Origin of the sequence: Desulforapulum autotrophicum HRM2, from assembly GCF_000020365.1 — a bacterium.
GTDB classification, from domain to species: Bacteria; Desulfobacterota; Desulfobacteria; order Desulfobacterales; family Desulfobacteraceae; genus Desulforapulum; species Desulforapulum autotrophicum.
In genome coordinates this window covers 3459859-3480410 of the sequence record NC_012108.1, presented here as the reverse complement: position 1 = coordinate 3480410, position 20552 = coordinate 3459859, and the positions used below count along the sequence as shown (strand labels likewise).

Below are 20552 nucleotides of genomic sequence, written 5' to 3'. Positions count from 1 at the left end.
ACCAAGCCCCCACCGGAATAAGCTCCAGCCGCGAAAAAAAATTCCCCGAATCGTTTTTGGAGGGGTATAAAAAAAATAGGCGGTGGATTTAGGTTTTCTGATTTACCTTGAAAATTATTCCCATTGCTGTATCCTTCATTATTTAAGACATCATTTTAAGTCATCTTTTAATTTTAAAGGTACGGGAATCTATCTATGAACTGGGATTGGGATAAGCTCAGAGAGAAAAAGGAACAGTACGAACATCGCCAGGGTGGGGGGAACATACCAAAACCGCCACAGATGGACGAGGTGCTCGCCAAATTTAAGAATTTCAGGTTCCCCGGCGGAATTCTTTTAATCGTGGTTCTTTTTTTTGTTTTTTTTGGAAGTTCGCTGTTTTTCACCGTTGGTGTTGATGAGGTAGGGGTGATCCAGCGGTTTGGAAAGTACAATCGCATCAGTCAGCCCGGGCTCAATTTTAAATTGCCCACGGGGATTGAACGGGTGACAAAGGTCAAGATCAAGCGTGTCTACAAGGAGGAGTTCGGATTCAAGACAACACCTGCGGGTGGTTCAAGGTTTGCAACTGACAGTGAAGATATTGGTGCAGCACTCATGCTCACCGGTGATCTTAATGTGGCTGTGGTTCCCTGGATTGTTCAGTACCGGATCTCGGATCCCTACAAATACCTGTTCAAGGTTAAAAACGTCAACTCCATCTTAAGGGATATGGCCGAAGCCACCATGCGAACCGTGGTGGGAGATCGAAGCATTAACGAGGTAATCTCCAAGCGTGAGGAAATCGCAATAGCGGCAAGGGAACGACTCCAGGAGGAGATGCGCCAGGCTGAAACAGGGATTCATATTGTTACCATTGAGATGAAGAAAACCAATGTGCCTGAACCTGTGCAACCGTCGTTTAATGAGGTGAATGAGGCGGTTCAAGAAAAAGAACAGCTCATCTACAAGGCAAAGGAGGAGTTCAACAAGGCGATTCCCCAGGCAAGGGGTGAGGCAAGAAGGGTGATCAAGGATGCCGAGGGATATGCCCTTGACCGGGTCAATCGGGCCATGGGTGATGGGGCACGGTTTACATCCGTATACAAGGAGTATGTAAAGGCAAAGGATATTACGGAAAAGCGTCTCTATCTTGAGGCCATGGCCGAAATTCTGCCAAAGATTGGCGGCAAGTATGTTGTAGATTCAGATCAATCCAACCTGCTTCCACTGTTGAACATGGGCCAGGGTTCAAGCGTTATCAGTGGGCCAGGCAAGGAGGGGGATAAAAAATGATGAAGTTTAAAGGTATTCTTCTGGGGGTTCTGGCCCTGGCCGTAGTTGTACTGTTTGCATCGGCCTATATTGTTGACGAGACAGAGCAGGTAGTGGTGACCCAGTTTGGAAAGGTGGTTGGATCACCCGTGACGGAACCGGGGTTGAAATTTAAGGTACCCTTTGTGCAGAAGGCCACCTATTTTCCGAAAAACCTTCAGGAATGGGATGGTGACCCGGGTCAGGTGCCGACCAAGGACAAGACTTTTTTATGGGTAGATACATTTGCCCGCTGGAAGATCGTTGATCCTGTGAAGTACTTTCAGACGGTGAACAATATGGTGAGCGCCATGGGGCGACTGGACGACATCATCGATCCGGCCATGCGTAACTTTCTGACCTCGTTCAGGCTTGTGGAAAGTGTCAGAAACAGCGACCGACCCATGGATACCTTTGACGCCATGGATGGGGAGAGTGAGGGTGATCAGGCTTCCCAGTATAAGATAAAGGTGGGCAGGAGTGAGCTTACACGCCGGATTCTTGAGCAGGCCCAGCCAAAGCTTGAACCCTTTGGTATTGAAATTGTGGACGTAAAGATCAAGCGCATCAACTATGTTGAAAAGGTCAGGGATGCGGTCTACGGGCGGATGATTGCCGAGCGAAGGCAGATTGCTGAAAAGTATCGGTCGGAAGGCCGGGGTGAGGCAAGCAATATTCGGGGTGACAAGGAAAAAGAACTGCAGAAGATTCGTTCTGAGGCCTACAAAACGGCCCAGGAACTTAAAGGAACGGCAGATGCTGAAGCGGCCCGGATTTATGCCGAGGCCTACGGGGTGGATACTGACTTTTACGCCTTTGTAAGAACCCTTGACGTCTACAAGGAGTCCCTCGACAGTACGACCACGCTTGTGCTCTCAACTGATTCAGAGTTCATGAAGTATTTCAAGAAGATCAAAACCAATTAAAGTGGCCCATTAAAATGAGTGCGGGGTGGTGAAACTGTTTCTGTTTCACAACCCCGCAACCCATATCCTCAAGTCCGCTTATTTCCCCTTACGCCTCTGGTGCCTTGTTCGTGCAAGGAGTTTTCTGTGCTTATGCTTTCTCATCTTTTTTCTTCGTTTCTTTATAACACTACCCAAAAAAATCACCCCCTTCATAGGAATTTTCTATCTGATTTTAACTGTTTGACCGTATGATCTGTTAATCGTTATACATAGCACACCCTACCTGAATCTGTCCATTGTTTTTTAAAGGAGGCCCACGGGATGAAAGAGTATCAGTTGTTTGACCAAGCCCAGATCAAAGCGGTTGAAGAAGCAGTCAGTATAGCTGAAGAGTTGGTGAGTAATTATTTTAAAATGTCTTCAAGCCAGTGGTTTAAAAGCCGCTATGATGTGAGGACAACAATAAATCTGGCAGACCATGAGCGGGTGGTTGGACCCTTTGCCCAGGTGGTAGGATATGAGGCAAGAAAAAAGGATGTTCCCTTTGGGTCGTCGGCCTTTAACTTCTATCGGGTCTGTCTTCAGGATGGGACCATTTTAAAGGCTGTTGAAGAAAAAGAGGGGTTTCAGCTCTTTCCCTTTGTTCTTTATGTGGTGGTCCATGAGCTTGTTCACGTTGTCAGGTTTACCAAATTCCAGCAGATATATGAGGCAGCAACCACCCATGAAACGGCCATGGAGGAAGAAAGGAAGGTCCATGCACTTACCTTGAAAATTCTTAAACCGGTCCGGCTTGCGGGCCTTGCCCTTATTCTTGAATACTATGGAGAAAGGTCTGTAAAACCGGGCTTTGACAAACTGGTTTAAATTTTAACTCTTACTCCTTGACAAGGAATAAAGACTGACTACATTATCATTGTTTTTGAGACACATGAACATCAAATTTATTTGGAGAACAGATTAAAATGCCTATTTATGAGTATGAATGCTTAAACTGCAAAAGGATTGAGGAGGTCTTTCAGAAAATGTCGGACGCACCCTTGACCACATGCAGTCATTGCCAGGGAAAACTTCAGAAACTTATCTCCCACAGTTCATTTCATTTAAAAGGTTCTGGCTGGTACGTCACGGATTACGGCGGATCCAAGTCCGGCGGGTCAACCCCTCCAAAAGAGACGACGGCGGCTTGTGCAAAATCCTGCGAAGCCCCTAAACCGGCCGTTAAAAAGGACGAGTAACTCCCTTTTTTCATCCCCGGAGTTGCCACACCATAATCGTTAAACGTAAATTAATTATTTGTTAAGGAGAATTAGATCATGAGTTTAAGACCTTTGCAGGACAGAATTCTTGTTGAGCGAGTTCAAGAGACAGAAAAAACAAAGGGCGGCATTATTATTCCAGATACCGCAAAAGAAAAACCCGCCGAGGGTAAGGTTGTTGCTTCAGGAAACGGTCGTGTGGGTGAAGACGGAAAACTGATTCCCATGGATCTCAAGGTTGGCGACACCATCCTTTTCAGCAAGTACGGCGGAACCGAGGTTAAAATTGACGGGACGGATTATCTGATCATGCGCCAGGATGACGTGCTTGGCGTTATCGAGTAAATATATTCAATTCTCTTTTCGCACAACAAAATAGAACAGATACATTAAATCAAACTATATATTATGGAGGAACCAATAGATGGCTAAAGAAATCAAATATGCTGCAAAAGCCCGTGAAGCAATGCTCAAGGGCGTACAAACCCTTGCAGATGCAGTTGTTGTAACCCTTGGACCCAAGGGCAGAAACGTTGTTATCGAGAAATCCTGGGGATCGCCCCTTGTTACGAAAGATGGTGTGACTGTTGCAAAAGAGATTGACCTTGAGAATAAGTTTGAGAACATGGGCGCCCAGATGGTAAAAGAGGTGTCAAGCAAGACAAGTGACATGGCTGGCGACGGAACCACCACTGCAACTGTTCTTGCAAGGGCCATCTATGAAGAGGGTCAGAAACTTGTTGTGGCCGGCAACAACCCCATGGGTATCAAGAGGGGTATCGATCTTGCTGTGGAAAAGATTATTGCAGAGCTCGAGGCCATCAGCAAACCCACCAAGGATCAGAAGGAAATTGCCCAGATTGGAACCATCTCAGCCAACAGTGATGAGACCATTGGTAATATCATTGCAGAGGCCATGGGCAAGGTTGGTAAAGAGGGTGTTATCACCGTTGAAGAGGCAAAATCAATGGAGACCACCCTGGACGTTGTTGAGGGTATGCAGTTTGACCGCGGTTATCTTTCTCCCTACTTTGCAACCAATGCAGAGAAGATGGTTGCCGAGATGGACAATCCCTATATTCTCATCTGCGACAAGAAAATCTCCAGCATGAAAGATCTTCTCCCGGTGCTTGAAGAGGTTGCCAAGCTTGGCAAACCCCTGGTCATCGTGGCTGAAGACATTGAAGGCGAAGCCCTTGCCACACTGGTTGTGAACAAGATTCGCGGCACCTTGAACGTTGCAGCTGTCAAGGCTCCTGGATTCGGCGATAGAAGAAAGGCAATGCTTGAAGATCTTGCCATCCTCACAGGCGGCCAGGTTGTTTCCGAGGATGTCGGACTTAAGCTTGAAAATGTAGGCGTCAACGACCTTGGCCAGGCCAAGTCCGTAGTGATCGACAAGGACAACACAACCATCATCGACGGTGCCGGTGCCAGGGAAAATCTTGAAGGCAGGGTTAAGATGATCCGTGCCCAGATCGACGAGACATCCTCTGATTATGATCGTGAGAAGCTACAGGAGCGCCTTGCAAAACTCATCGGCGGTGTAGCCGTTATCAGCGTGGGTGCTGCAACCGAGACTGAGATGAAAGAGAAAAAGGCAAGGGTTGAGGATGCACTCAATGCAACCCGTGCAGCCGTTGAGGAGGGTGTTGTTCCCGGCGGTGGCGTTGCCCTTGTTCGCTGTATCTCCCTCCTTGCCGGCCTTGGCGAGAGTGAAGAGGAGAAGCTTGGAGTTAAAGTGGTTGCCAGGGCAATTGAAGAGCCCCTTCGACAGATTGCAAACAATGCAGGCGTTGAAGGTTCTGTTGTTATCAATGCCGTAAAAGAAGGTAAGGGTTCCTTTGGTTACAATGCAAGGACCAACGTGTATGAGGATCTTATCGAAGCTGGTGTTATTGATCCTAAAAAAGTTGTTCGTTTTGCCCTTCAGAATGCGGCAAGTGTTGCATCCATCATGCTCACCACTGAAGCCATGATCGCTGACAAGCCCGAAGAGAAAGACGGCGGAATGCCTGGTGGAATGCCCGGTGGTGGAATGGGCGGAATGGGTGGAATGGGCGGAATGATGTAACCCAAAACACCTGAATAGTGTTACACAAGCCCCTGTGCATACTTTTGCGCAGGGGCTTTTATCGTGGAGCACTTGACATTTGATGACGGCTCATATATTTTATCAGTTTTGAACCCCGATACCTGTAACACATAGATGTGGACATATTTATGACTCCTGAAACAAGCGGAATTTTTCATATGCTGAGCAATGCCGGGCTTGTTGTTAAGCTTGTGCTTCTGCTGCTCTTGTTCTTTTCCATCACCTCCTGGGCCATTATTTTCATCAAGTACAGATATGTTAAAAAGGCCTATGGTGAATCCGTTGACTTTACTGATCTTTTCTGGCAGTGCCGGAATCTTTCAGATGCCTTTTCAAAGGCCAAGGTCTTGAAACAGAGCCCGGTTGCCCGGGTGTTTGTAGCCGGTTACCTTGAGATTAAAAGAGCATCGGAACCCAGCGGGGAAGGGGTCGGTGAAAAAAGAGCCACGGACACGAATTTCATGGGGCTTGGTAATGTGAAACGGGCACTGAGGCGGTCCATCAACCTTGAGGTCAGACGTCTGTCCCAGCTGGTGCCCTTCCTTGCCACGGCCGGAAATACAGCGCCTTTTATCGGACTGTTTGGAACGGTATGGGGTATCATGAACACCTTCCACGGTATCGGTACCACGGGGTCGGCAAGTCTGGCTGTTGTGGCACCGGGTATCTCCGAGGCCTTAGTTGCAACTGCGGCAGGACTTGCAGTTGCCATCCCAGCGGTGATTGCCTACAATTATTTTACTGACAGAATCAGGGTGCTTGATTCTGAACTCCAGAGCTTTGCCGCAGATCTTCTCAACATCATTGAGCGGGATATTCATAAGCAAAGGGGGGTGTGATGCAGTCAGGTCACGGCAGTTTCGGCAATGACCAGCTCATGGGCGAGATCAACGTTACTCCCTTTGTTGATGTCATGCTGGTTTTACTTATCATTTTTATGGTCACGGCTCCCATGATGGTCCAGGGGGTTGATGTGAACCTTCCCCAGGTGAGTTCCACCCCCCTTGCCAAGGAAGAAGAGTCCCTGGTGATCTCCATTAAGGTCGACGGCCAGGTTTTTATCAACGACCAGGTTGCAGATGTGACAAACCTTACCGAGAAGCTCAGAGCCATCTTTGGCAACGTTGAAAACAGGGGAGTTCTCCTGAAGGCTGACCGGGAGGTCCCCTACGGGGTGGTAGTCAATGTCATGTCCCGGGTACGCCTTGCGGGGGTGACAACCCTGGGCCTGATTACACTTCCTGCGGAAGATAAGTCCTGATTGGCTGAAATGGATGCTTTTTACCCATCATCCAGTCCCCAGGGAGCTGATCGTCTGAGTTCGGGTTCGGACGAGTCTGGTTTTAGAGGCGTCTGGGGCCTCACTCTCTGCCTGTGCTCTGTGCTTGTGCATATTGCCCTTGCATGGGGTCTGTTTTTCGTCCAGAGCATCCCTCCAAAACGGGTCTTGCCACTGGTCATTCAGGTGGATCTTGTCTCCCTGTCCCTGCCCGGCGAAGTCTCAGCCACCCTGGGGGATGCTGTGGAAGCCGACGTCAAGGAAGAACCGGTGATTCAACCGCCACCCAAGCCAGCAGCAGTTAAAACGCCTGTAAAGCAGACAGTGACTGTCCCGGAGCGTGTTGTTCACCCCCCAGAACCCGAAAGCGTTGCAGAAAAAATCACTGAACCGGTAAAGGCTCCAGAACCCGTCCAGGCAGCTGAACCCGACCGGAAACTTGCGTTAAAGAAAAAGACATTTAAGGCGGACAAAGTAATGGAAAGTGCCAGAAAATCCATTGCGAAAAAAGTGGAAACATCGACACCTTCGGCCGACAACACCCTTGAACGGGCCTTTTCAAGGCTTGAGAAGGCAGTTGAAGCCCAGGCCGGTTCAAGGCCTGTGACAGGTGTGACTGGTGTAACCGGTGTGACCGGTGTGACCGGTGCTGGCGCAAAGGGTGATAAAACAGAGTTAACGGCAATTGATCTCTACAATGTTGAGTTGATGTATAGAATCCGTCAGAACTGGGCCTTTAATGAGCGGCTTGCAAATGCCGAACAAGGAATTCGGGCAGTGGTGCTGATCAAAATTTTACAGAACGGGCAGATCAGGGATGTGTGGTTTGAGACCCGGTCCGGGAATCGCTATCTTGATGAGTCAGCCCTGAAAGCGGTTAAAAAATCAAACCCTTTACCGCCGCTTCCAAAGGGGTATGTTACCTATGATCTCGGCCTTCAATTTACTCCTTCAGGGTTGAAATAAATATTCCATGGATAAAAAAAGACAACTGTCAAGGGTGATTTCTCCTATCTTTTATGTTGTGCTTGCCTTTCTTGTGTTTGGGCAGGCCGCCGGAAGTTGGGCTCAGCAGGTTTATCTCAACATCAGTGATCCCTTTCTCAGGAAGATTCCCGTTGCCGTACCTTTGTTCAAACCCCTTACGGGTGGGGCTGTTGAGGATCGCCTTGCCGGTGAGGCAAGGGAAATTCTTGTCAGTGACCTTGAGTTTACCGGCTATATGACTATTCTTGACCCATTGTCCTATATTGAAAATCCAGCGACAAAGGGAATTACCCGAACGGATCTCAACTTTAAAAACTGGACCGTCATCGGGTCTGAGCTTGTTGTGACCTGTGGTATTGTCGAGTCGGGCGGTGACCTTGAGCTTAAGATGAGGCTCTTTGATCCTTTTACCGAACGTCTTGTCGTGGGAAAGGTTTACACGGGTAAGGTCAATGACCTGAGGCGGATGATCCATCGTTTTTGCAGTGAAATTTCCTTTCATCTCACCGGTAAATGGGGCGTATTCTCCAGTCGCCTGGCCTTTGTTTCCACCAAGGGAAAAAACAAGGAGATTTTTGTCGCAGAGTTTGATGGGCACAATTCGCGACAGGTTACCCGTTTGAACAGCATTTCCATTTCACCTGCCTGGTCTTCCGACGGCCAGTGGCTCGCCTATACCTCCTATGCCGGTGGGAACCCAGATATTTACATAAAGAATCTGATCCAGAACAGAGGGGCCGTGGTTAATTTTAAAGGGATGAACATTACACCGGCCTGGATACCCGGTCAATTTTCCCTGGCTGCAGCCCTGAGTTTTGAAAATGATCAGGAAATTTATCTGTTGACCGGAAAGGGGAGAATTATTAAAAAATTAACAAACAGCTGGGGGATTGATGTCTCCCCTTGTTTTTCACCTGATGGGAAGAAAATGGCCTTTGTCTCCAAAAGGGCTGGAACTCCCCAGGTTTACATTCAGGATATGGAGAGTGATACGGTTCGACGCCTGACCTTTACAGGGCGCTACAACACGTCTCCTGCCTGGTCTCCAGATGGTGATAAAATAGCATACGTGGGTATCGCCAATGGAGAAATTAATATATATGTTGTTGGGATTGACGGATCTGGTGTGGTGCAACTTACCAGCAGTACCGGGGATAATGAAGATCCCTGTTGGTCTCCGGATGCAGGTCTGATCGCGTTTACCTCAACCCGTGAGGGTGTTGCACGGATTTATGTGATGACAGCAACCGGTGGCGAACAGCGGCGCCTTTTTTTGATGGATGGTGCCCAGACCAATCCCGAATGGTCCCGTGGAAATGAGAACAATTGAGCTGTAACAATACTAAATTGATTAACGGAGGAATGATGAAAAAGCAAGTGTTTAGGAGTCTGGTGCTCGCCCTTATGGTGGCGGGTCTTGTGTGCACTGTTTCATGTGCAAAAAAACCGGTGGTTTCCGAACCCATGGGTGCGGCCCTTGAAGGCACTGTAGATCCTGATGCTGCTGCCAAGGCTGCTGCCCTTGCAAAACAGCGGGCAATGGAAGAGGCTATGCTCAGGGAAAAGGCCTTGAAAGAGTCGGCCCTGAAGGATGCTGAGCTTGCCAAACAAGCCGCTGCAAGATCAAGATTTACAAATCAGAATATTCATTTTGCCTATGACAGTGCCGATTTGACCCCCATGTCCCGGACGCTTCTCAAGGAAAAGGCCCTATGGCTTGGAGAAAATCCCGGAGTTATGGTGGTGGTCGAAGGACATTGTGATGATCGTGGCACCATGGAGTACAACCTTGCACTTGGTGACAGGCGTGCTTTTTCCGCCAAGAAGTTCCTGACGGATCTGGGAATCGCTGAATCAAGATTGTCAACCATCAGCTATGGAGAGGAACGTCCCATTGATCCAGCCAACAATGAAACGGCATGGGCCAAGAACAGGCGTGCCCAGTTTGTCATCAAATAGATAAACGGCTTGGGCCGACGGGTTTGAATTCATGATTTTCGGGCGCAGCGGTCATATTTGTTTGACTGCTGCGCCCGAGTCGCATGGTGGTCGGACGATACAGACCTTTATCAACTGATCGTAAAAACGGTTTGACGGCTGCACCCGTGTCCCATGGCCAAAATGGGTTGACTGCCGAGCCCGTGGTGTAACAAAAATGTCAGCTTTTGGAGTATTGCCATGACAAATAAATTTTTTTTCATCCTTTGCCTGCCGGTCCTTTTCCTGGTGTCAGGCTGTGTTTCGACCCAGGAGTTGTCCATGCTGGAAAACAGGGTCGCAGTTCTTGAGTCCCAGGATTCAGACAGGTTTACCAGGGAGGATAAAACCATCAAGGAGATGACCCTTGTTGTCAACCGGCTTGAATCCGGCCTTGAAGAGAGTCAACGCACCAGTCGTGAAGGATATGCAGAGCTCAAAAGCCTTGTCGAAGAAATCAAGGCGGAGAATCAACAGCTTACCGGGCGTATGGAAGAGTCTGAGCATCGGTTTAAAAATGTGGGCAATCAGGCTTCTGCCGGGAGTAAAACCGATTTTGTTAGGCTCGATGCAGCCGTTTCCAAAAATTTTCAACGCATTGTCGCCCTGGAGGAATATTTGGGGTTTGAGCCTTCGGACGTAAAGGTAGATGCCCCCCCTGTAGACGGGGAGAAAACGGTCGAGGATACCAGTGAAAAAGGGCTCTATTCAGCGGCGAAACTATTGCTGGACAAGGGGGAGTTCGAGCAGGCCCGCAAGGCGTTTGAAGCCTTTCTTAAGCCCTATCCTGAATCTGACAATGCAGACAATGCAAGATTCTGGATTGCCGAAAGTTATTACCGGGAAAAATGGTATGAAAAGGCAATCCTTGAGTACCAGAAGGTGATTGAGAATTATCCCAAGGGGAACAAGGTTTCTGCTGCCCTGTTTAAACAGGGGTACGCCTTTGCAAACCTTGGGGAAAAGGCCAATGCCCGGCTGATCTTAAAGGAACTCATCAAAAAGTTTCCCCAAAGCAACGAGGCCGGGATCGCGGCCGAAAAGCTTAAGTCCCTTCAATAATGGGACCATGGGGGTGGGTTGAAGGATGTCTTTGATGGTCAAGGTAATCGGTCTTGACCCTGGTCTTGCAGGAACAGGGATTGGTGTGATTGAAGGAAGGGGTACTGACATAGCCGACTACTCGTTTGGCAGCATTTCAACCCACAAAGATGACCCCACCCATTCCCGGCTCAACACTATCTTTACCCGGGTGTGTGACTTTCTCTGTCAGGAAAAGCCTGATCTTGTTGTGATTGAGGATGTCTTCTCCCTTGAAAAATATCCAGGATCGGGTATTATGCTCGGGAAAGTGTCCGGTGTTCTGCTTGTTGCCGCATTCAAGGCAGGCGCCAGGGTTGAAGAGCTGTCCGTCAGGGAGGCCAAGCGGGTGGTCACCGGGTCGGGCAGTGCCGATAAAAACCAGGTGGAGAAATCCGTGAGAAATATACTGAACCATCCCCATCCCATCCGACCCTTCCATGCGGCAGACGCCCTTGCCCTTGCCCTTGCCGGGTTTTACAGAAGGCAGAAGCAGTTATGATCGGTTTTCTCCAGGGAAAGGTGCTGAACCTTGAGGCGGATAATGTTCTTTTACTTGTAAACCAGGTGGGGTATGAGATCCTTTTGCCTGCCACCGTGGTTGCATCGGTTCAAAACAAACTTTCAGATGAATTCTTGAACCTTTACATCTATTACCACCAGACTGATCGACAGCCAAAGCCGGTTCTCATTGGTTTTGACTCAGCTGAGGAAAAGGATTTTTTTCAGCTGTTCATAACCGTGGACGCCATCGGACCCCTCAAGGCTGCCAAGGCCATGGAACACTCTGTGTCAACCATTGCCAGAGCCATTGAAAATAAGGATGTCGCCTTTTTGGCCACCCTCAAGGGGATCGGTCGAAGGACGGCCCAGAAGATTGTTGCGGCCCTCCATGGAAAGGCCGGCCGTTTTTTGCTCGCGGCAGACGAAGCAGGCGCAGGCGACGGTGTTTCAAAAACCGGGACGCCTTCCCTGCCCATTCAAAAGGCGATTGACCAGGTCGTGGATGTCCTTGTGCAACAACTGGGGCACACCCCGAGTGCTGCCAAAATGATGGTGGCCCAGGCCCTTGACCGGGATCCGGAAATAATGACGCCTGAAGCTCTGTTTGACGAGGTATACAAGGGGGATGTGGACGCATGAGTGACGGCATTCTTTCGTTTTCCTCAAAGAACGACAAAAGGGGTGAAACCTCAGGCAAGGAACTGATCACCCCCTCGAGCCAGCCCGTTGACGACTCGTCCGAGGTGGTCTCCCTTCGCCCGGATCGATTTGAGTCCTACGTGGGTCAGACCGACACAGTGGAAACCCTCAAAATTGCCATACAGGCGGCTAAGATGAGGGGTGACTGCCTGGACCATGTGTTGCTCCACGGTCCACCAGGGCTTGGAAAAACGACTATCTCACATATCATTGCCAATGAAATGGGCGGAACACTCACCGTCACTTCGGGACCGGCCCTTGAGAAGGGGGGGGATCTCATCGGCATGCTCACCAACCTCGCCCGGGGGGATATCCTGTTTATCGATGAGATCCACAGACTTCCCAAGACGGTTGAAGAGTTCCTCTATCCCGCAATGGAGGATTTTGCCGTGGATTTTGTCTTTGACAAGGGGCTCCATGCAAGGAGTCACAGATACCGGTTAAAGCAGTTTGTTCTTGTGGGTGCCACCACCCGGGTCGGTCTTATTTCCTCTCCTTTACGGGACCGGTTCGGCATTTTTCGAAGTCTTGATTTTTACACAGATGAAGAGCTTGTGACCATCATACGCCGTTCGGCCGGGCTCTTAAATGTAGTTTTAGATGATGGTGCTGCCCTTGAACTTGCCCGCCGTTCCAGGGGAACCCCACGGATCGCCAACCGACTGTTAAAACGGGTCAGGGATTTTTCCATGGTGCGCTCCAGTGGCGAAGTAACACAAAAGAGCGTTGCTGCCGCCTTGAGTCTTGAGGGCATTGATTCTAAGGGGCTGACCGTGCTTGACCGGAACTACCTCAGGACCATCATCGAGTTTTACAGGGGCGGTCCAGTGGGTATTGAAGCCGTTGCCGCAACCCTCCAGGAGGAAACCGACACCCTGGTTGATGTGGTTGAGCCCTATCTTTTAAAGATCGGCATGGTGATGCGAACCTCTGCCGGCCGCAGGGCTTCAGTCGGGGCCTATGAACACCTTGGTATCAAGCATCAGATGGAGTTGTTTTAAGTGTGATCCGTGCATTTCAGAAAAAAATAGGCCTCCACCGTTTCCTCGCAGGCGTGATGTTATTCGGGCTGATGTTCGGTGTACAAATTGTTTTTGCAGGGGCCAACGAACCTGGAGAATCAGATACGAGACCCGAGGGCCTGATCCTTGTGCCCATGGGAATGAATGCCGTGGTCGTTGAAAAAAGTTCACAGCAGCTGTTTTTGTTTTCGTCGGATAGTCAGGGGGTGTACGAACGGATGCGGGTTCCCTGTTCCACCGGGGCATCTCCTGGGAGAAAATTAAAGTCCGGGGATCAGAAGACACCCGAAGGGGTTTATTTTCTAACGGATGCGTATGAGGATCGCTACCTGTCTGCGGTTTACGGAAAAAAAGCGTTTCCCACGGATTATCCCAATTTTATTGACCGCAGAAAGGGGCGGGATGGAAGCGCCATTTGGCTCCATGGAACCAATAAACCGTTGAAACCCATGGATTCAAACGGGTGTGTTGCCATGAACAACCAGGATATCCTGAGGCTTGCCCCCTATCTTGTTCCCGGTGTGACACCGGTGGTGCTGACGGACACTCTCTTGTATGCAGAGTCTGCATCCCTCAATCGGGAAAAACAGGCGTTGCTCTCACTTGTGTCCCAATGGAAACAGGCCATTGAGTCGGGCACCGACCAGGACTATCTCCTGCTCTATAATCCAGACTATCTTCCAGAGATCCCGTGGTGGAAAACCTGGTCGGCCATAAGGCAGCATGCGGCTCAACGGGATCTTAGTTTCAACATCTCCATTGATTCACCCGGCATCTACAGGGAAAGGGCCCTCTTTGTCATTTTTTTTAATATGAAACTAGTCCTTGGCAACCAGCATCAAACCCTGGGGAAGCGAAAGTTGTTTGTTGAAAAAGAGGGGGATGATTACAGGATCACAGGCGATCTGTTCCAGACTTTTCCCAAGGGAGAGATGGGGGATATAGGGATTCTGGCTGAGGCAGCTGAGATTCTTTACCTTGGCGACGCTTCTGAACCTTTGCTTCAGGAGGGGTTGAATAGATGATTTTTGGCATGGATGGGAGTTTTTCGAACTTTTCAGGGGAAATGCATGATAAATCCATCGAAAAAGATTGAACAAGAATTGAAGCCTCATTCAAGATTGGTTCCGGTAAGGAAAAAGAACAAGGCAGCGTTTTATCTCATTGATGATTCTGGAAAGGTGGATCCTGTTCCATGGGTTCGTCGCCTGTTGGTTGTTCTTGTTTGTTTAACCCTTGGTTTAACGGCGACGACGGCAAGTCTTGTCTGGTATTTTATCGCTGGACAAGGTTCCAGGACCGACCTGGTCCAGCAGCTACATGTCCAGGAGTTGACCATACAGGGGCTTGCCAACGACAAGGAGATCCTGATGGCCCGTCTGGTACTGTCCGGCAACGCGGCCGATCTTGATTCGGGGGCTGACCGGGAAGCGGCACCTTCTGAAAAAAAAAGTATTGAACCCCAATTGAAATCAACACATGGGCCGTCAAAGCTTGATCAGACAACCCAAATCCCCCCTGGGGCTTCCATTGCAATTGAAGACATCCGTGTCAGCAATGACGGGAAAAACGGGGATCTTTTGGTTCGCTTTAATATTAAAAATATTTCCTCTGATCTGGACGCCGTTGCAGGATATGTTTTTGTTGCTTTAAAACCTGGCACCTCGATTGATTCAAACTGGCTGGTACTTCCATCTGTTGGTATTGACAAGGGCAAACCAACCCTCTATAAGAAGGGACGGTATTTTTCAATAGCCCACTTTAAACCCATTAACTTCAGGGTGAAATCAACCCTTTCCCCTGATGCCTTTAATTCGGCAACCGTTTTTGTGTATGACGACCAGGGTGACCTGATCTTCATGCAGGATATTATGCTTGCAGAAACAGAGGGGTAAACATAAAACGGGCAGGAGAAGCAATGTGGGGAAAAAAAAAGGATTGAACCTGTCGATTATCGACAGTGAACTGAAGATTGACGGTTCCATTGTGAGTCGTGGAAAGCTGATCATCAAGGGCAGTCTCAGGGGGGCCATTGAAGGGGAAACGGTTGTTATTGCCGAGGAGGGGGAGGTCCACTCAGATGCCAGGGTGGTCAGCATGACCATTGGCGGCAGTTTTGAGGGGGAAATCCATGCGTCCAAGGAGCTGATCATTCTTTCAACGGGCAGCTGTTCCGGAAAGGTTGTGTGCAAAGACCTCATCGTTGAAAACGGCGGAATTTTAAATGCCGATGTGTGTTGTAAAACGGCAAAAAAAATGACCATTGACAGCAAAAAAAAAGATGAAACAAACCCTATGCCCGGGGACGGCAGGAAAATTGAACTTTGAAAATAGAACTTGACAGTTCCGGGAGAATGGAGTAGATAATCCAAATTATTTTACGAACAGGAGTGTGAGGAAATTGAAAAAATATACATATAGTGCAAAAAGATCCGACAACCAGGAAAACTGGTGTGTGGTTGATGCCAAGGATAAGGTTCTTGGAAGGATTGCTTCGGAAGTCGCCGCAAGAATTCGTGGCAAATATAATCCTCTTTATACCCCCCATACAGATACAGGGGATTGGGTTATTGTTGTTAATGCAGACAAGGTACGGCTTACCGGCAATAAGTGGGATCAGAAGACCTATTATCGCCATTCCGGTTACACCGGAAGCCTAAAGTCTATTACAGCAAAAGAACTTCTGGTAAAGCAGCCTGAAGAGCTTGTCAGAAGGGCTGTCAGGGGAATGCTTCCCAAGAACAGGCTTGGCAGGAAGCTTAACAATAAATTATACGTCTATGCTGGTGAAGAGCATCCCCATGCAGCTCAACAGCCCAAGACACTTGAAATTTAGTCGAGAAAAGGGACTGGAAATATTTTATGGAAAATAATAACAGCTATTATGCTACCGGTAAGAGAAAGTGTTCTGTGGCAAAAACCTGGATCAAGCCCGGAACAGGGATCATCACTGTCAACAACAGGGCACTGGAGGATTACTTTCCTCTGGGTACGGCCCGGGAAGCACTTGAACTTCCCCTTGCCCTGACGGACAAGGCGGATGTATTTGATATCAAGGTGACCGTTCTTGGCGGTGGCATTATGGGACAGGCCAAGGCGATCCGTCACGGCATTACTAAGGCCCTTGTTCTGTCAGATCCGGACCTTCGGGGTATCCTTAAGAAGGCGGGTTGTCTTACCCGTGACGCCAGGGTTAAAGAGCGTAAAAAATATGGCCAGAAGGGTGCTCGGGCTCGTTTCCAGTTCTCCAAGAGATAAAATTCAAATGGGAATGCTTCTTTTTTTAAAGAATGAAGTATTCCCATTTTTTTTGTATCCATGAAAACTTTTCTTTTCTATGATATTGAGACAAGCGGACTCAATCCCGCCTTTGATCAGATTCTCACCTTTGCCGCCATTCGAACGGACTTGGAATTAAGGGAGATAGATCGGACGTCCATAGTCATATCCCTTCGAAACGATATCGTTCCTTCCCCGGGTGCATTTATCACCCACCGACTTACCCCTGAAGATTTAAAAGACGGACTATGTGAATACCAGGGCGTAGCCCTTATTCACCGGCTGTTAAATACGCCTGATACCATCAGTATCGGTTACAACTCCCTTGGGTTTGATGACGAATTCCTGCGATTCGCCTTTTATCGAAATCTTCTTGACCCCTACACCCACCAGTATGCCAATGATTGTGCCCGAATGGATCTGCTTCCCATTGCCACCCTTTATCGGATTTTTAAACCCGATGGGATCCATTGGCCTGTAATCGACGATAAGGCTTCCATGCGCCTTGAATTGATCAGCGAAAAAAATAATCTGGTTCAATCCGGCAGGGCCCACGATGCCATGACCGATGTTGAAGCAACCCTTGCCCTTGCCCGACGGCTTTCGGGACAAAAGCGCATGTGGAACTATTGTCTTGATTTTTTTGATAAAAAGAATGACCAGGCAAGACTGGATGCCGTGGATGAGGTGTTCCAGTCTATATTTGGTCGACACAGGCTCTGTATCATGGTCTCGGTATCGTTTGGCAGTGATTTGACGTACATGGCACCGGTGTTGAGCCTTGGGCACTCAACCCCTTACGCCAACCAGAGTCTCTGGCTCAGGCTTGACAAGGAGCTGGTTTTGCCGTTTAAACCTGATTCAGGCGATGGACCCTTTGTTCTTCGAAAACGATATGGCGAGGCAAAAATCGTGCTGCCTTCCCTGGATCGTTTCTGGAATCGGCTTACCCCCTCCCAGCATCAGGTTTGTGAAAAAAATATCGCCATGCTCAAAGCGAACCAGGATGAATTCCAGAAGCTTGTCATTCATCACAGGTCGTTTAAATATCCCTTTGTGCCGGATCTTGACCTTGATGCCTCCCTTTATCAGGACGGTTTTTTTTCCAGTGTTGAAAAAAAGGAGATGGGCGTTTTCCACAGGGCGATCAACAATGGGGAAATGGGCGTTTGCGAAACCCTGGTTTCGCCCCGGGTTAAGGGCCTTGCCCAACGGATTGTGTTGAGAAATTTTTACGAACAGGCTGCCCCCGAGGTTCGTGCCGGCCATGACAGGTATATGGTGAAAATTCGTGGTCCCCTCGGAGATGACCCTGTGAAGGGGTATCGGAACGACTTGAAATTCACCTGTGATATGGCCGCCCAGGAGCTTGCCTCTGTCAGGTCGGCTCAAGGGCTTGATGCGGATCAGAAGGCTATCCTTGACTGGCTTGACGCCCACATAAAATCCATGTGAAATCTCTTTAGGTCAGATGCCGCTGAGTCTTTTCAGGTCCTCGAGTTGGGCCCTGTGGATGAACATGTTGAGTTCCTCTTCGCCGGTATGTTTACCAAAACGTTCAAATTTTGCCCCAGCCACCAGATAGAGTCCTGCGGTGTTTCTTTGTATTCTCACGATTTTAATGATGGCAGGGATGACTGTGTCGGGAATGCCGGGATCCTTGTTGATGATGATTCCAAGGGGGATCAGGACATTGACTTTAATACGTTCAAGAAGGTTTTTTTGCCGGTTTTTGAAAAACTTTGGGATTACCAGGGAGATTCCCGCCAGGGAAATGTCTCTGATTGAAAAGTCTTTGGTTGAATAATAGTTGTTTTCCCCATGGATAAGTTTTACCCTGATATCGTGTCTTTTGCCCACGGGAAGGCGGTATGCCGAACGAATGGTGGTCTCTGTTATGGGTGGATCGTATTTAAAAATGATGGCACCAACACGGTTGTCGTTTGACAACCGGTAGTTGTTGTCAAACTGGATTGGTCTGCATTTGATGCCGATTCTTTTTTTGCTGCCTTGCACAGTCACCAGTGTTGTCAGGTGGATTGTCTTTGCAACGAAATTCGGATGAATCAAAATTCTGGGCTGGGCAGTGATGAATATCTGTTTTAAATGATCAACATCGTAGATGATCGACGACCTGACAAGGGGCGTAAGGGAGTTGAGGTCGAAAACAATTTCAACACCGAGGCAGGGCGATAGTATTCTTTCGATATCAAGATCAATGGGCATGGTTGGTTCTTGGGGAAAGATCATGGAATATAAAGATTACAGGCAGCACTGTACTCTTGTACAAGTGCTGCCTGAGCGGCTGGTATGAAACTGAAGTCGAGTTATTTTACAGCGTCTTTGAGTGCTTTGCCAGGAATAAACTTTGGGACGAACCTGGCCGGGATATCAATTTCATTCCCTGTCTGGGGGTTTCTTCCTTTTCTTGCTTTTCGCTCGGCTGTTTTAAAGGTTCCAAAACCTACCAGGGTTACAGACTCTTTTTCAGCAAGGGCTTCGGTTACTGTCGCAAGGATGCAGTCCACTGCAGTCTGAGCGTCTTTTTTGCTGTTGAGGACTTCAGATACCTTGTTGATCAAATCACCTTTGTTCATTGTAGATCACTCCTTTTTGTCGTTAGCAGGTTACCAGAATTATATAAAGCTTTCGTTAAAACAGTCTTGGGTATTAATACCAGTATGCAAAGGCAAGCTGGCTTGATTCCTTTATTTTATATAACTTGGAACTGGTTAATAAAAATCAGCTGAGATACAGCAATGGGGGCGTGCACCAGCTTTTTTTCGTACGTTACGTGCTTGCAATGGTGGTGTCAAGCATTTATTGGGATTTTTTTGTAATTAATGGGTTGCACAGCCCGTTAAATGGGCATACAATTCATTTCACAAAGGAGAAAATATGGACGCTGCAATGGTAAATCCTTTTATTGAGGGAACACTTTATATTCTCGATACCACGGCTTCTGTAAAGGCCGCACCGGGGTTGTGCTACGTCAAGACGGACACCATTGCCCTGGGTGACATTTCAGCAGTTTTGTCCATCACCGGGGATGTAACCGGGTCTGCCTGTCTGAGTTTTACTGAGAAAAGCATTCTCGGGATTGTTTCTGCGATGTTTGGTGAGTCCATGACCCGGATGGATGAAGAGATAATAGATGCCGTGGGTGAGATCGGCAATATGGTCTCTGGACACGTGACCACAAAAATGACTGAGATGGGTAAAAGCGTGGGGGTCAAGCTTCTGGAGGTCAAGACCGGCAGGGGGCAGAATATGTCCCATGCCGGCCGGGTACTGGTGCTTCCCTTTAAAACCACAAAGGGAGATCTGTTTATTGAGGTTTGTTTATAGGGAAGAGACTAAAGCAGACTGAAGTACCAGTTTATAATGGGTTCACCGAAGAAAATGTAGACAAGGCTGCCTGCGGACAAAAAGGGGCCAAAGGGAATTTTGAGCTTGACGTCCCCAAGCCTTGTGAGGACCATGATGATGACCCCGCCTGCCGTACCCATCAAAGAACCGGCAAAAAGAGTGAATGCCACCCCCTGCCAGCCGACCACGCCACCGATCATGGCAAGCAGCTTGATGTCACCGCCGCCCATGCCCTCTTCTTTTCTGATAAGATAATAAACCAGGGCCACCAGGTAGAGGGTCCCTCCGCCGGCGACAATTCCCAGGATCGTGTCCATGAAATCCATCCGGGGAATAAACACAGAAGCCGACGCAAATACGAGGATGCCGGGAAGGGAGATGATGTCCGGAATGATCTGAAAGTCAATGTCGATGAATGAGATGACCACAAGGGTGGCTGCAAAGGTAAAATAAAAAAGAGTGGCAGGAGTGATCCCGAACTTTGCCGTGACAGCCAGGGCCAGGAAGCCTGTCAACGCTTCCACAAGGGGATATCGAATGGAAATGGGTGCATGACAGAATCTGCATTTTCCCCTGATGAGGATATAACTTAAAATCGGTATATTCAGATAAAAGGGCAGGGGGGTCTTGCAGCGGGGGCAGGCTGAGCCTGGCCAGACAATGGACAGATGGAGGGGAATCCGATAGATGCAGACGTTTAAAAAACTTCCGATGCATGCCCCTGTGAAGAAAATTATAATGGTCAATACCATGGGTATGGTCATAGGGTCTCCTTTTATAGTGTCTCCCCTATAGAATTTT

The 20552-nt window shown here is 48.6% G+C and carries 26 protein-coding genes; 22 read left to right on the top strand and 4 right to left on the bottom strand.

Annotated features, from left to right (window positions below; genetic code table 11):
- Positions 1 to 195: 195 nt before the first annotated feature.
- Positions 196 to 1275: an FtsH protease activity modulator HflK gene (gene hflK, locus HRM2_RS15130; protein WP_041273301.1), complete on the top strand. Its 1080-nt coding sequence runs from the start codon at positions 196 to 198 to the stop codon at positions 1273 to 1275.
- Positions 1272 to 2219 (top strand): protease modulator HflC, encoded by a 948-nt coding sequence (gene hflC, locus HRM2_RS15125; RefSeq protein WP_015904910.1) that lies wholly within the window; start codon positions 1272 to 1274, stop codon positions 2217 to 2219. The genes hflK and hflC overlap by 4 nt, the downstream gene beginning before the upstream one ends.
- A gap of 78 nt (positions 2220 to 2297) precedes the next feature.
- Here hflC and HRM2_RS26100 read toward each other — a convergent pair whose 3' ends face one another.
- Positions 2298 to 2396, bottom strand: coding sequence for a 30S ribosomal protein bS22 (locus HRM2_RS26100; protein WP_073474648.1), 99 nt, complete (start codon positions 2394 to 2396; stop codon positions 2298 to 2300).
- A 126-nt stretch (positions 2397 to 2522) separates the two neighbouring features.
- Between HRM2_RS26100 and HRM2_RS15120 the strand changes: the two genes are divergently transcribed.
- The 19 genes from HRM2_RS15120 to HRM2_RS15030 all read left to right on the top strand — a co-directional run bounded on the left by HRM2_RS15120 (position 2523) and on the right by HRM2_RS15030 (position 17837).
- Entirely contained in the window at positions 2523 to 3068 is a 546-nt protein-coding gene (locus tag HRM2_RS15120) for a hypothetical protein (protein WP_015904908.1), read from the top strand.
- 98 nt (positions 3069 to 3166) lie between these two features.
- Positions 3167 to 3439, top strand: coding sequence for an FmdB family zinc ribbon protein (locus HRM2_RS15115; RefSeq protein WP_015904907.1), 273 nt, complete (start codon positions 3167 to 3169; stop codon positions 3437 to 3439).
- Positions 3440 to 3517: 78 nt separating this feature from the next.
- The gene (gene groES, locus HRM2_RS15110) at positions 3518 to 3805 is read left to right on the top strand and encodes a co-chaperone GroES (RefSeq protein WP_015904906.1); all 288 of its coding nucleotides are present in this window, start codon (positions 3518 to 3520) and stop codon (positions 3803 to 3805) included.
- Positions 3806 to 3884: 79 nt separating this feature from the next.
- Entirely contained in the window at positions 3885 to 5534 is a 1650-nt protein-coding gene (gene groL, locus HRM2_RS15105; protein WP_015904905.1) for a chaperonin GroEL, read from the top strand.
- A gap of 149 nt (positions 5535 to 5683) precedes the next feature.
- Entirely contained in the window at positions 5684 to 6394 is a 711-nt protein-coding gene (gene tolQ / locus HRM2_RS15100; RefSeq protein ID WP_015904904.1) for a protein TolQ, read from the top strand.
- Entirely contained in the window at positions 6394 to 6816 is a 423-nt protein-coding gene (gene tolR, locus HRM2_RS15095; protein ID WP_015904903.1) for a protein TolR, read from the top strand. The genes tolQ and tolR overlap by 1 nt, the downstream gene beginning before the upstream one ends.
- Before the next feature lie 9 nt (positions 6817 to 6825).
- Positions 6826 to 7800 (top strand): TonB family protein, encoded by a 975-nt coding sequence (locus tag HRM2_RS15090; RefSeq protein ID WP_015904902.1) that lies wholly within the window; start codon positions 6826 to 6828, stop codon positions 7798 to 7800.
- Positions 7801 to 7807: 7 nt separating this feature from the next.
- Entirely contained in the window at positions 7808 to 9151 is a 1344-nt protein-coding gene (gene tolB, locus HRM2_RS15085) for a Tol-Pal system beta propeller repeat protein TolB (protein WP_015904901.1), read from the top strand.
- 32 nt (positions 9152 to 9183) lie between these two features.
- Complete coding sequence (gene pal / locus HRM2_RS15080) at positions 9184 to 9780, top strand: peptidoglycan-associated lipoprotein Pal (protein WP_232364044.1); 597 nt, start codon at positions 9184 to 9186, stop codon at positions 9778 to 9780.
- 219 nt (positions 9781 to 9999) lie between these two features.
- Positions 10000 to 10860 (top strand): tol-pal system protein YbgF, encoded by an 861-nt coding sequence (gene ybgF, locus HRM2_RS15075; protein ID WP_015904899.1) that lies wholly within the window; start codon positions 10000 to 10002, stop codon positions 10858 to 10860.
- A 25-nt stretch (positions 10861 to 10885) separates the two neighbouring features.
- Positions 10886 to 11380, top strand: coding sequence for a crossover junction endodeoxyribonuclease RuvC (locus HRM2_RS15070; protein ID WP_015904898.1), 495 nt, complete (start codon positions 10886 to 10888; stop codon positions 11378 to 11380).
- Positions 11377 to 12021 (top strand): Holliday junction branch migration protein RuvA, encoded by a 645-nt coding sequence (ruvA, locus tag HRM2_RS15065; protein WP_015904897.1) that lies wholly within the window; start codon positions 11377 to 11379, stop codon positions 12019 to 12021. Before HRM2_RS15070 ends, ruvA begins: the two co-directional genes overlap by 4 nt.
- The gene (ruvB, locus tag HRM2_RS15060; protein WP_015904896.1) at positions 12018 to 13082 is read left to right on the top strand and encodes a Holliday junction branch migration DNA helicase RuvB; all 1065 of its coding nucleotides are present in this window, start codon (positions 12018 to 12020) and stop codon (positions 13080 to 13082) included. Before ruvA ends, ruvB begins: the two co-directional genes overlap by 4 nt.
- A gap of 2 nt (positions 13083 to 13084) precedes the next feature.
- Entirely contained in the window at positions 13085 to 14128 is a 1044-nt protein-coding gene (locus HRM2_RS25370; protein ID WP_015904895.1) for a L,D-transpeptidase family protein, read from the top strand.
- A 45-nt stretch (positions 14129 to 14173) separates the two neighbouring features.
- Complete coding sequence (locus HRM2_RS15050) at positions 14174 to 14998, top strand: hypothetical protein (protein ID WP_015904894.1); 825 nt, start codon at positions 14174 to 14176, stop codon at positions 14996 to 14998.
- Between the two features lie 25 nt (positions 14999 to 15023).
- Positions 15024 to 15431, top strand: coding sequence for a bactofilin family protein (locus tag HRM2_RS15045; protein WP_148214642.1), 408 nt, complete (start codon positions 15024 to 15026; stop codon positions 15429 to 15431).
- A 73-nt stretch (positions 15432 to 15504) separates the two neighbouring features.
- On the top strand, positions 15505 to 15939 hold the full coding sequence (gene rplM, locus HRM2_RS15040; RefSeq protein WP_015904892.1) for a 50S ribosomal protein L13: 435 nt from the start codon (positions 15505 to 15507) through the stop codon (positions 15937 to 15939).
- Between the two features lie 26 nt (positions 15940 to 15965).
- Positions 15966 to 16361 carry a 30S ribosomal protein S9 gene (rpsI, locus tag HRM2_RS15035; protein WP_015904891.1) on the top strand — a complete coding sequence of 132 codons (396 nt, stop codon included), beginning with the start codon at positions 15966 to 15968 and terminating at the stop codon, positions 16359 to 16361.
- A 60-nt stretch (positions 16362 to 16421) separates the two neighbouring features.
- Positions 16422 to 17837, top strand: a complete 1416-nt coding sequence (locus tag HRM2_RS15030; protein ID WP_015904890.1) for an exonuclease domain-containing protein — start codon at positions 16422 to 16424, stop codon at positions 17835 to 17837.
- A gap of 12 nt (positions 17838 to 17849) precedes the next feature.
- Here HRM2_RS15030 and HRM2_RS15025 read toward each other — a convergent pair whose 3' ends face one another.
- Positions 17850 to 18632, bottom strand: a complete 783-nt coding sequence (locus HRM2_RS15025; protein WP_015904889.1) for a PilZ domain-containing protein — start codon at positions 18630 to 18632, stop codon at positions 17850 to 17852.
- A 77-nt stretch (positions 18633 to 18709) separates the two neighbouring features.
- Positions 18710 to 18979 (bottom strand): HU family DNA-binding protein, encoded by a 270-nt coding sequence (locus tag HRM2_RS15020; RefSeq protein WP_015904888.1) that lies wholly within the window; start codon positions 18977 to 18979, stop codon positions 18710 to 18712.
- Between the two features lie 301 nt (positions 18980 to 19280).
- On the opposite strand from HRM2_RS15020, the gene HRM2_RS15015 reads away from it, so the two are divergent.
- A complete protein-coding gene (locus HRM2_RS15015; protein ID WP_015904887.1) occupies positions 19281 to 19730 on the top strand; it encodes a chemotaxis protein CheX in 450 nt (149 codons plus the stop codon).
- Positions 19731 to 19738: 8 nt separating this feature from the next.
- Here the strand turns inward: HRM2_RS15015 and HRM2_RS15010 are convergent, their stop codons facing one another.
- Positions 19739 to 20515, bottom strand: a complete 777-nt coding sequence (locus HRM2_RS15010; protein ID WP_015904886.1) for a prepilin peptidase — start codon at positions 20513 to 20515, stop codon at positions 19739 to 19741.
- Positions 20516 to 20552 lie beyond the last annotated feature (37 nt).

Bases quoted from the DNA above. Each gene is read 5' to 3' on its own strand.
- hflK (WP_041273301.1), top strand. From the start codon at position 196: ATGAACTGGGATTGGGATAAGCTCAGAGAGAAAAAGGAACAGTACGAA.
- hflC (WP_015904910.1), top strand. From the start codon at position 1,272: ATGATGAAGTTTAAAGGTATTCTTCTGGGGGTTCTGGCCCTGGCCGTA.
- HRM2_RS15120 (WP_015904908.1), top strand. From the start codon at position 2,523: ATGAAAGAGTATCAGTTGTTTGACCAAGCCCAGATCAAAGCGGTTGAA.
- HRM2_RS15115 (WP_015904907.1), top strand. From the start codon at position 3,167: ATGCCTATTTATGAGTATGAATGCTTAAACTGCAAAAGGATTGAGGAG.
- groES (WP_015904906.1), top strand. From the start codon at position 3,518: ATGAGTTTAAGACCTTTGCAGGACAGAATTCTTGTTGAGCGAGTTCAA.
- groL (WP_015904905.1), top strand. From the start codon at position 3,885: ATGGCTAAAGAAATCAAATATGCTGCAAAAGCCCGTGAAGCAATGCTC.
- tolQ (WP_015904904.1), top strand. From the start codon at position 5,684: ATGACTCCTGAAACAAGCGGAATTTTTCATATGCTGAGCAATGCCGGG.
- tolR (WP_015904903.1), top strand. From the start codon at position 6,394: ATGCAGTCAGGTCACGGCAGTTTCGGCAATGACCAGCTCATGGGCGAG.
- HRM2_RS15090 (WP_015904902.1), top strand. From the start codon at position 6,826: ATGGATGCTTTTTACCCATCATCCAGTCCCCAGGGAGCTGATCGTCTG.
- tolB (WP_015904901.1), top strand. From the start codon at position 7,808: ATGGATAAAAAAAGACAACTGTCAAGGGTGATTTCTCCTATCTTTTAT.
- pal (WP_232364044.1), top strand. From the start codon at position 9,184: ATGATGAAAAAGCAAGTGTTTAGGAGTCTGGTGCTCGCCCTTATGGTG.
- ybgF (WP_015904899.1), top strand. From the start codon at position 10,000: ATGACAAATAAATTTTTTTTCATCCTTTGCCTGCCGGTCCTTTTCCTG.
- HRM2_RS15070 (WP_015904898.1), top strand. From the start codon at position 10,886: ATGTCTTTGATGGTCAAGGTAATCGGTCTTGACCCTGGTCTTGCAGGA.
- ruvA (WP_015904897.1), top strand. From the start codon at position 11,377: ATGATCGGTTTTCTCCAGGGAAAGGTGCTGAACCTTGAGGCGGATAAT.
- ruvB (WP_015904896.1), top strand. From the start codon at position 12,018: ATGAGTGACGGCATTCTTTCGTTTTCCTCAAAGAACGACAAAAGGGGT.
- HRM2_RS15050 (WP_015904894.1), top strand. From the start codon at position 14,174: ATGATAAATCCATCGAAAAAGATTGAACAAGAATTGAAGCCTCATTCA.
- rpsI (WP_015904891.1), top strand. From the start codon at position 15,966: ATGGAAAATAATAACAGCTATTATGCTACCGGTAAGAGAAAGTGTTCT.
- HRM2_RS15030 (WP_015904890.1), top strand. From the start codon at position 16,422: ATGAAAACTTTTCTTTTCTATGATATTGAGACAAGCGGACTCAATCCC.
- HRM2_RS15025 (WP_015904889.1), bottom strand. From the start codon at position 18,632: ATGATCTTTCCCCAAGAACCAACCATGCCCATTGATCTTGATATCGAA.
- HRM2_RS15020 (WP_015904888.1), bottom strand. From the start codon at position 18,979: ATGAACAAAGGTGATTTGATCAACAAGGTATCTGAAGTCCTCAACAGC.
- HRM2_RS15015 (WP_015904887.1), top strand. From the start codon at position 19,281: ATGGACGCTGCAATGGTAAATCCTTTTATTGAGGGAACACTTTATATT.
- HRM2_RS15010 (WP_015904886.1), bottom strand. From the start codon at position 20,515: ATGACCATACCCATGGTATTGACCATTATAATTTTCTTCACAGGGGCA.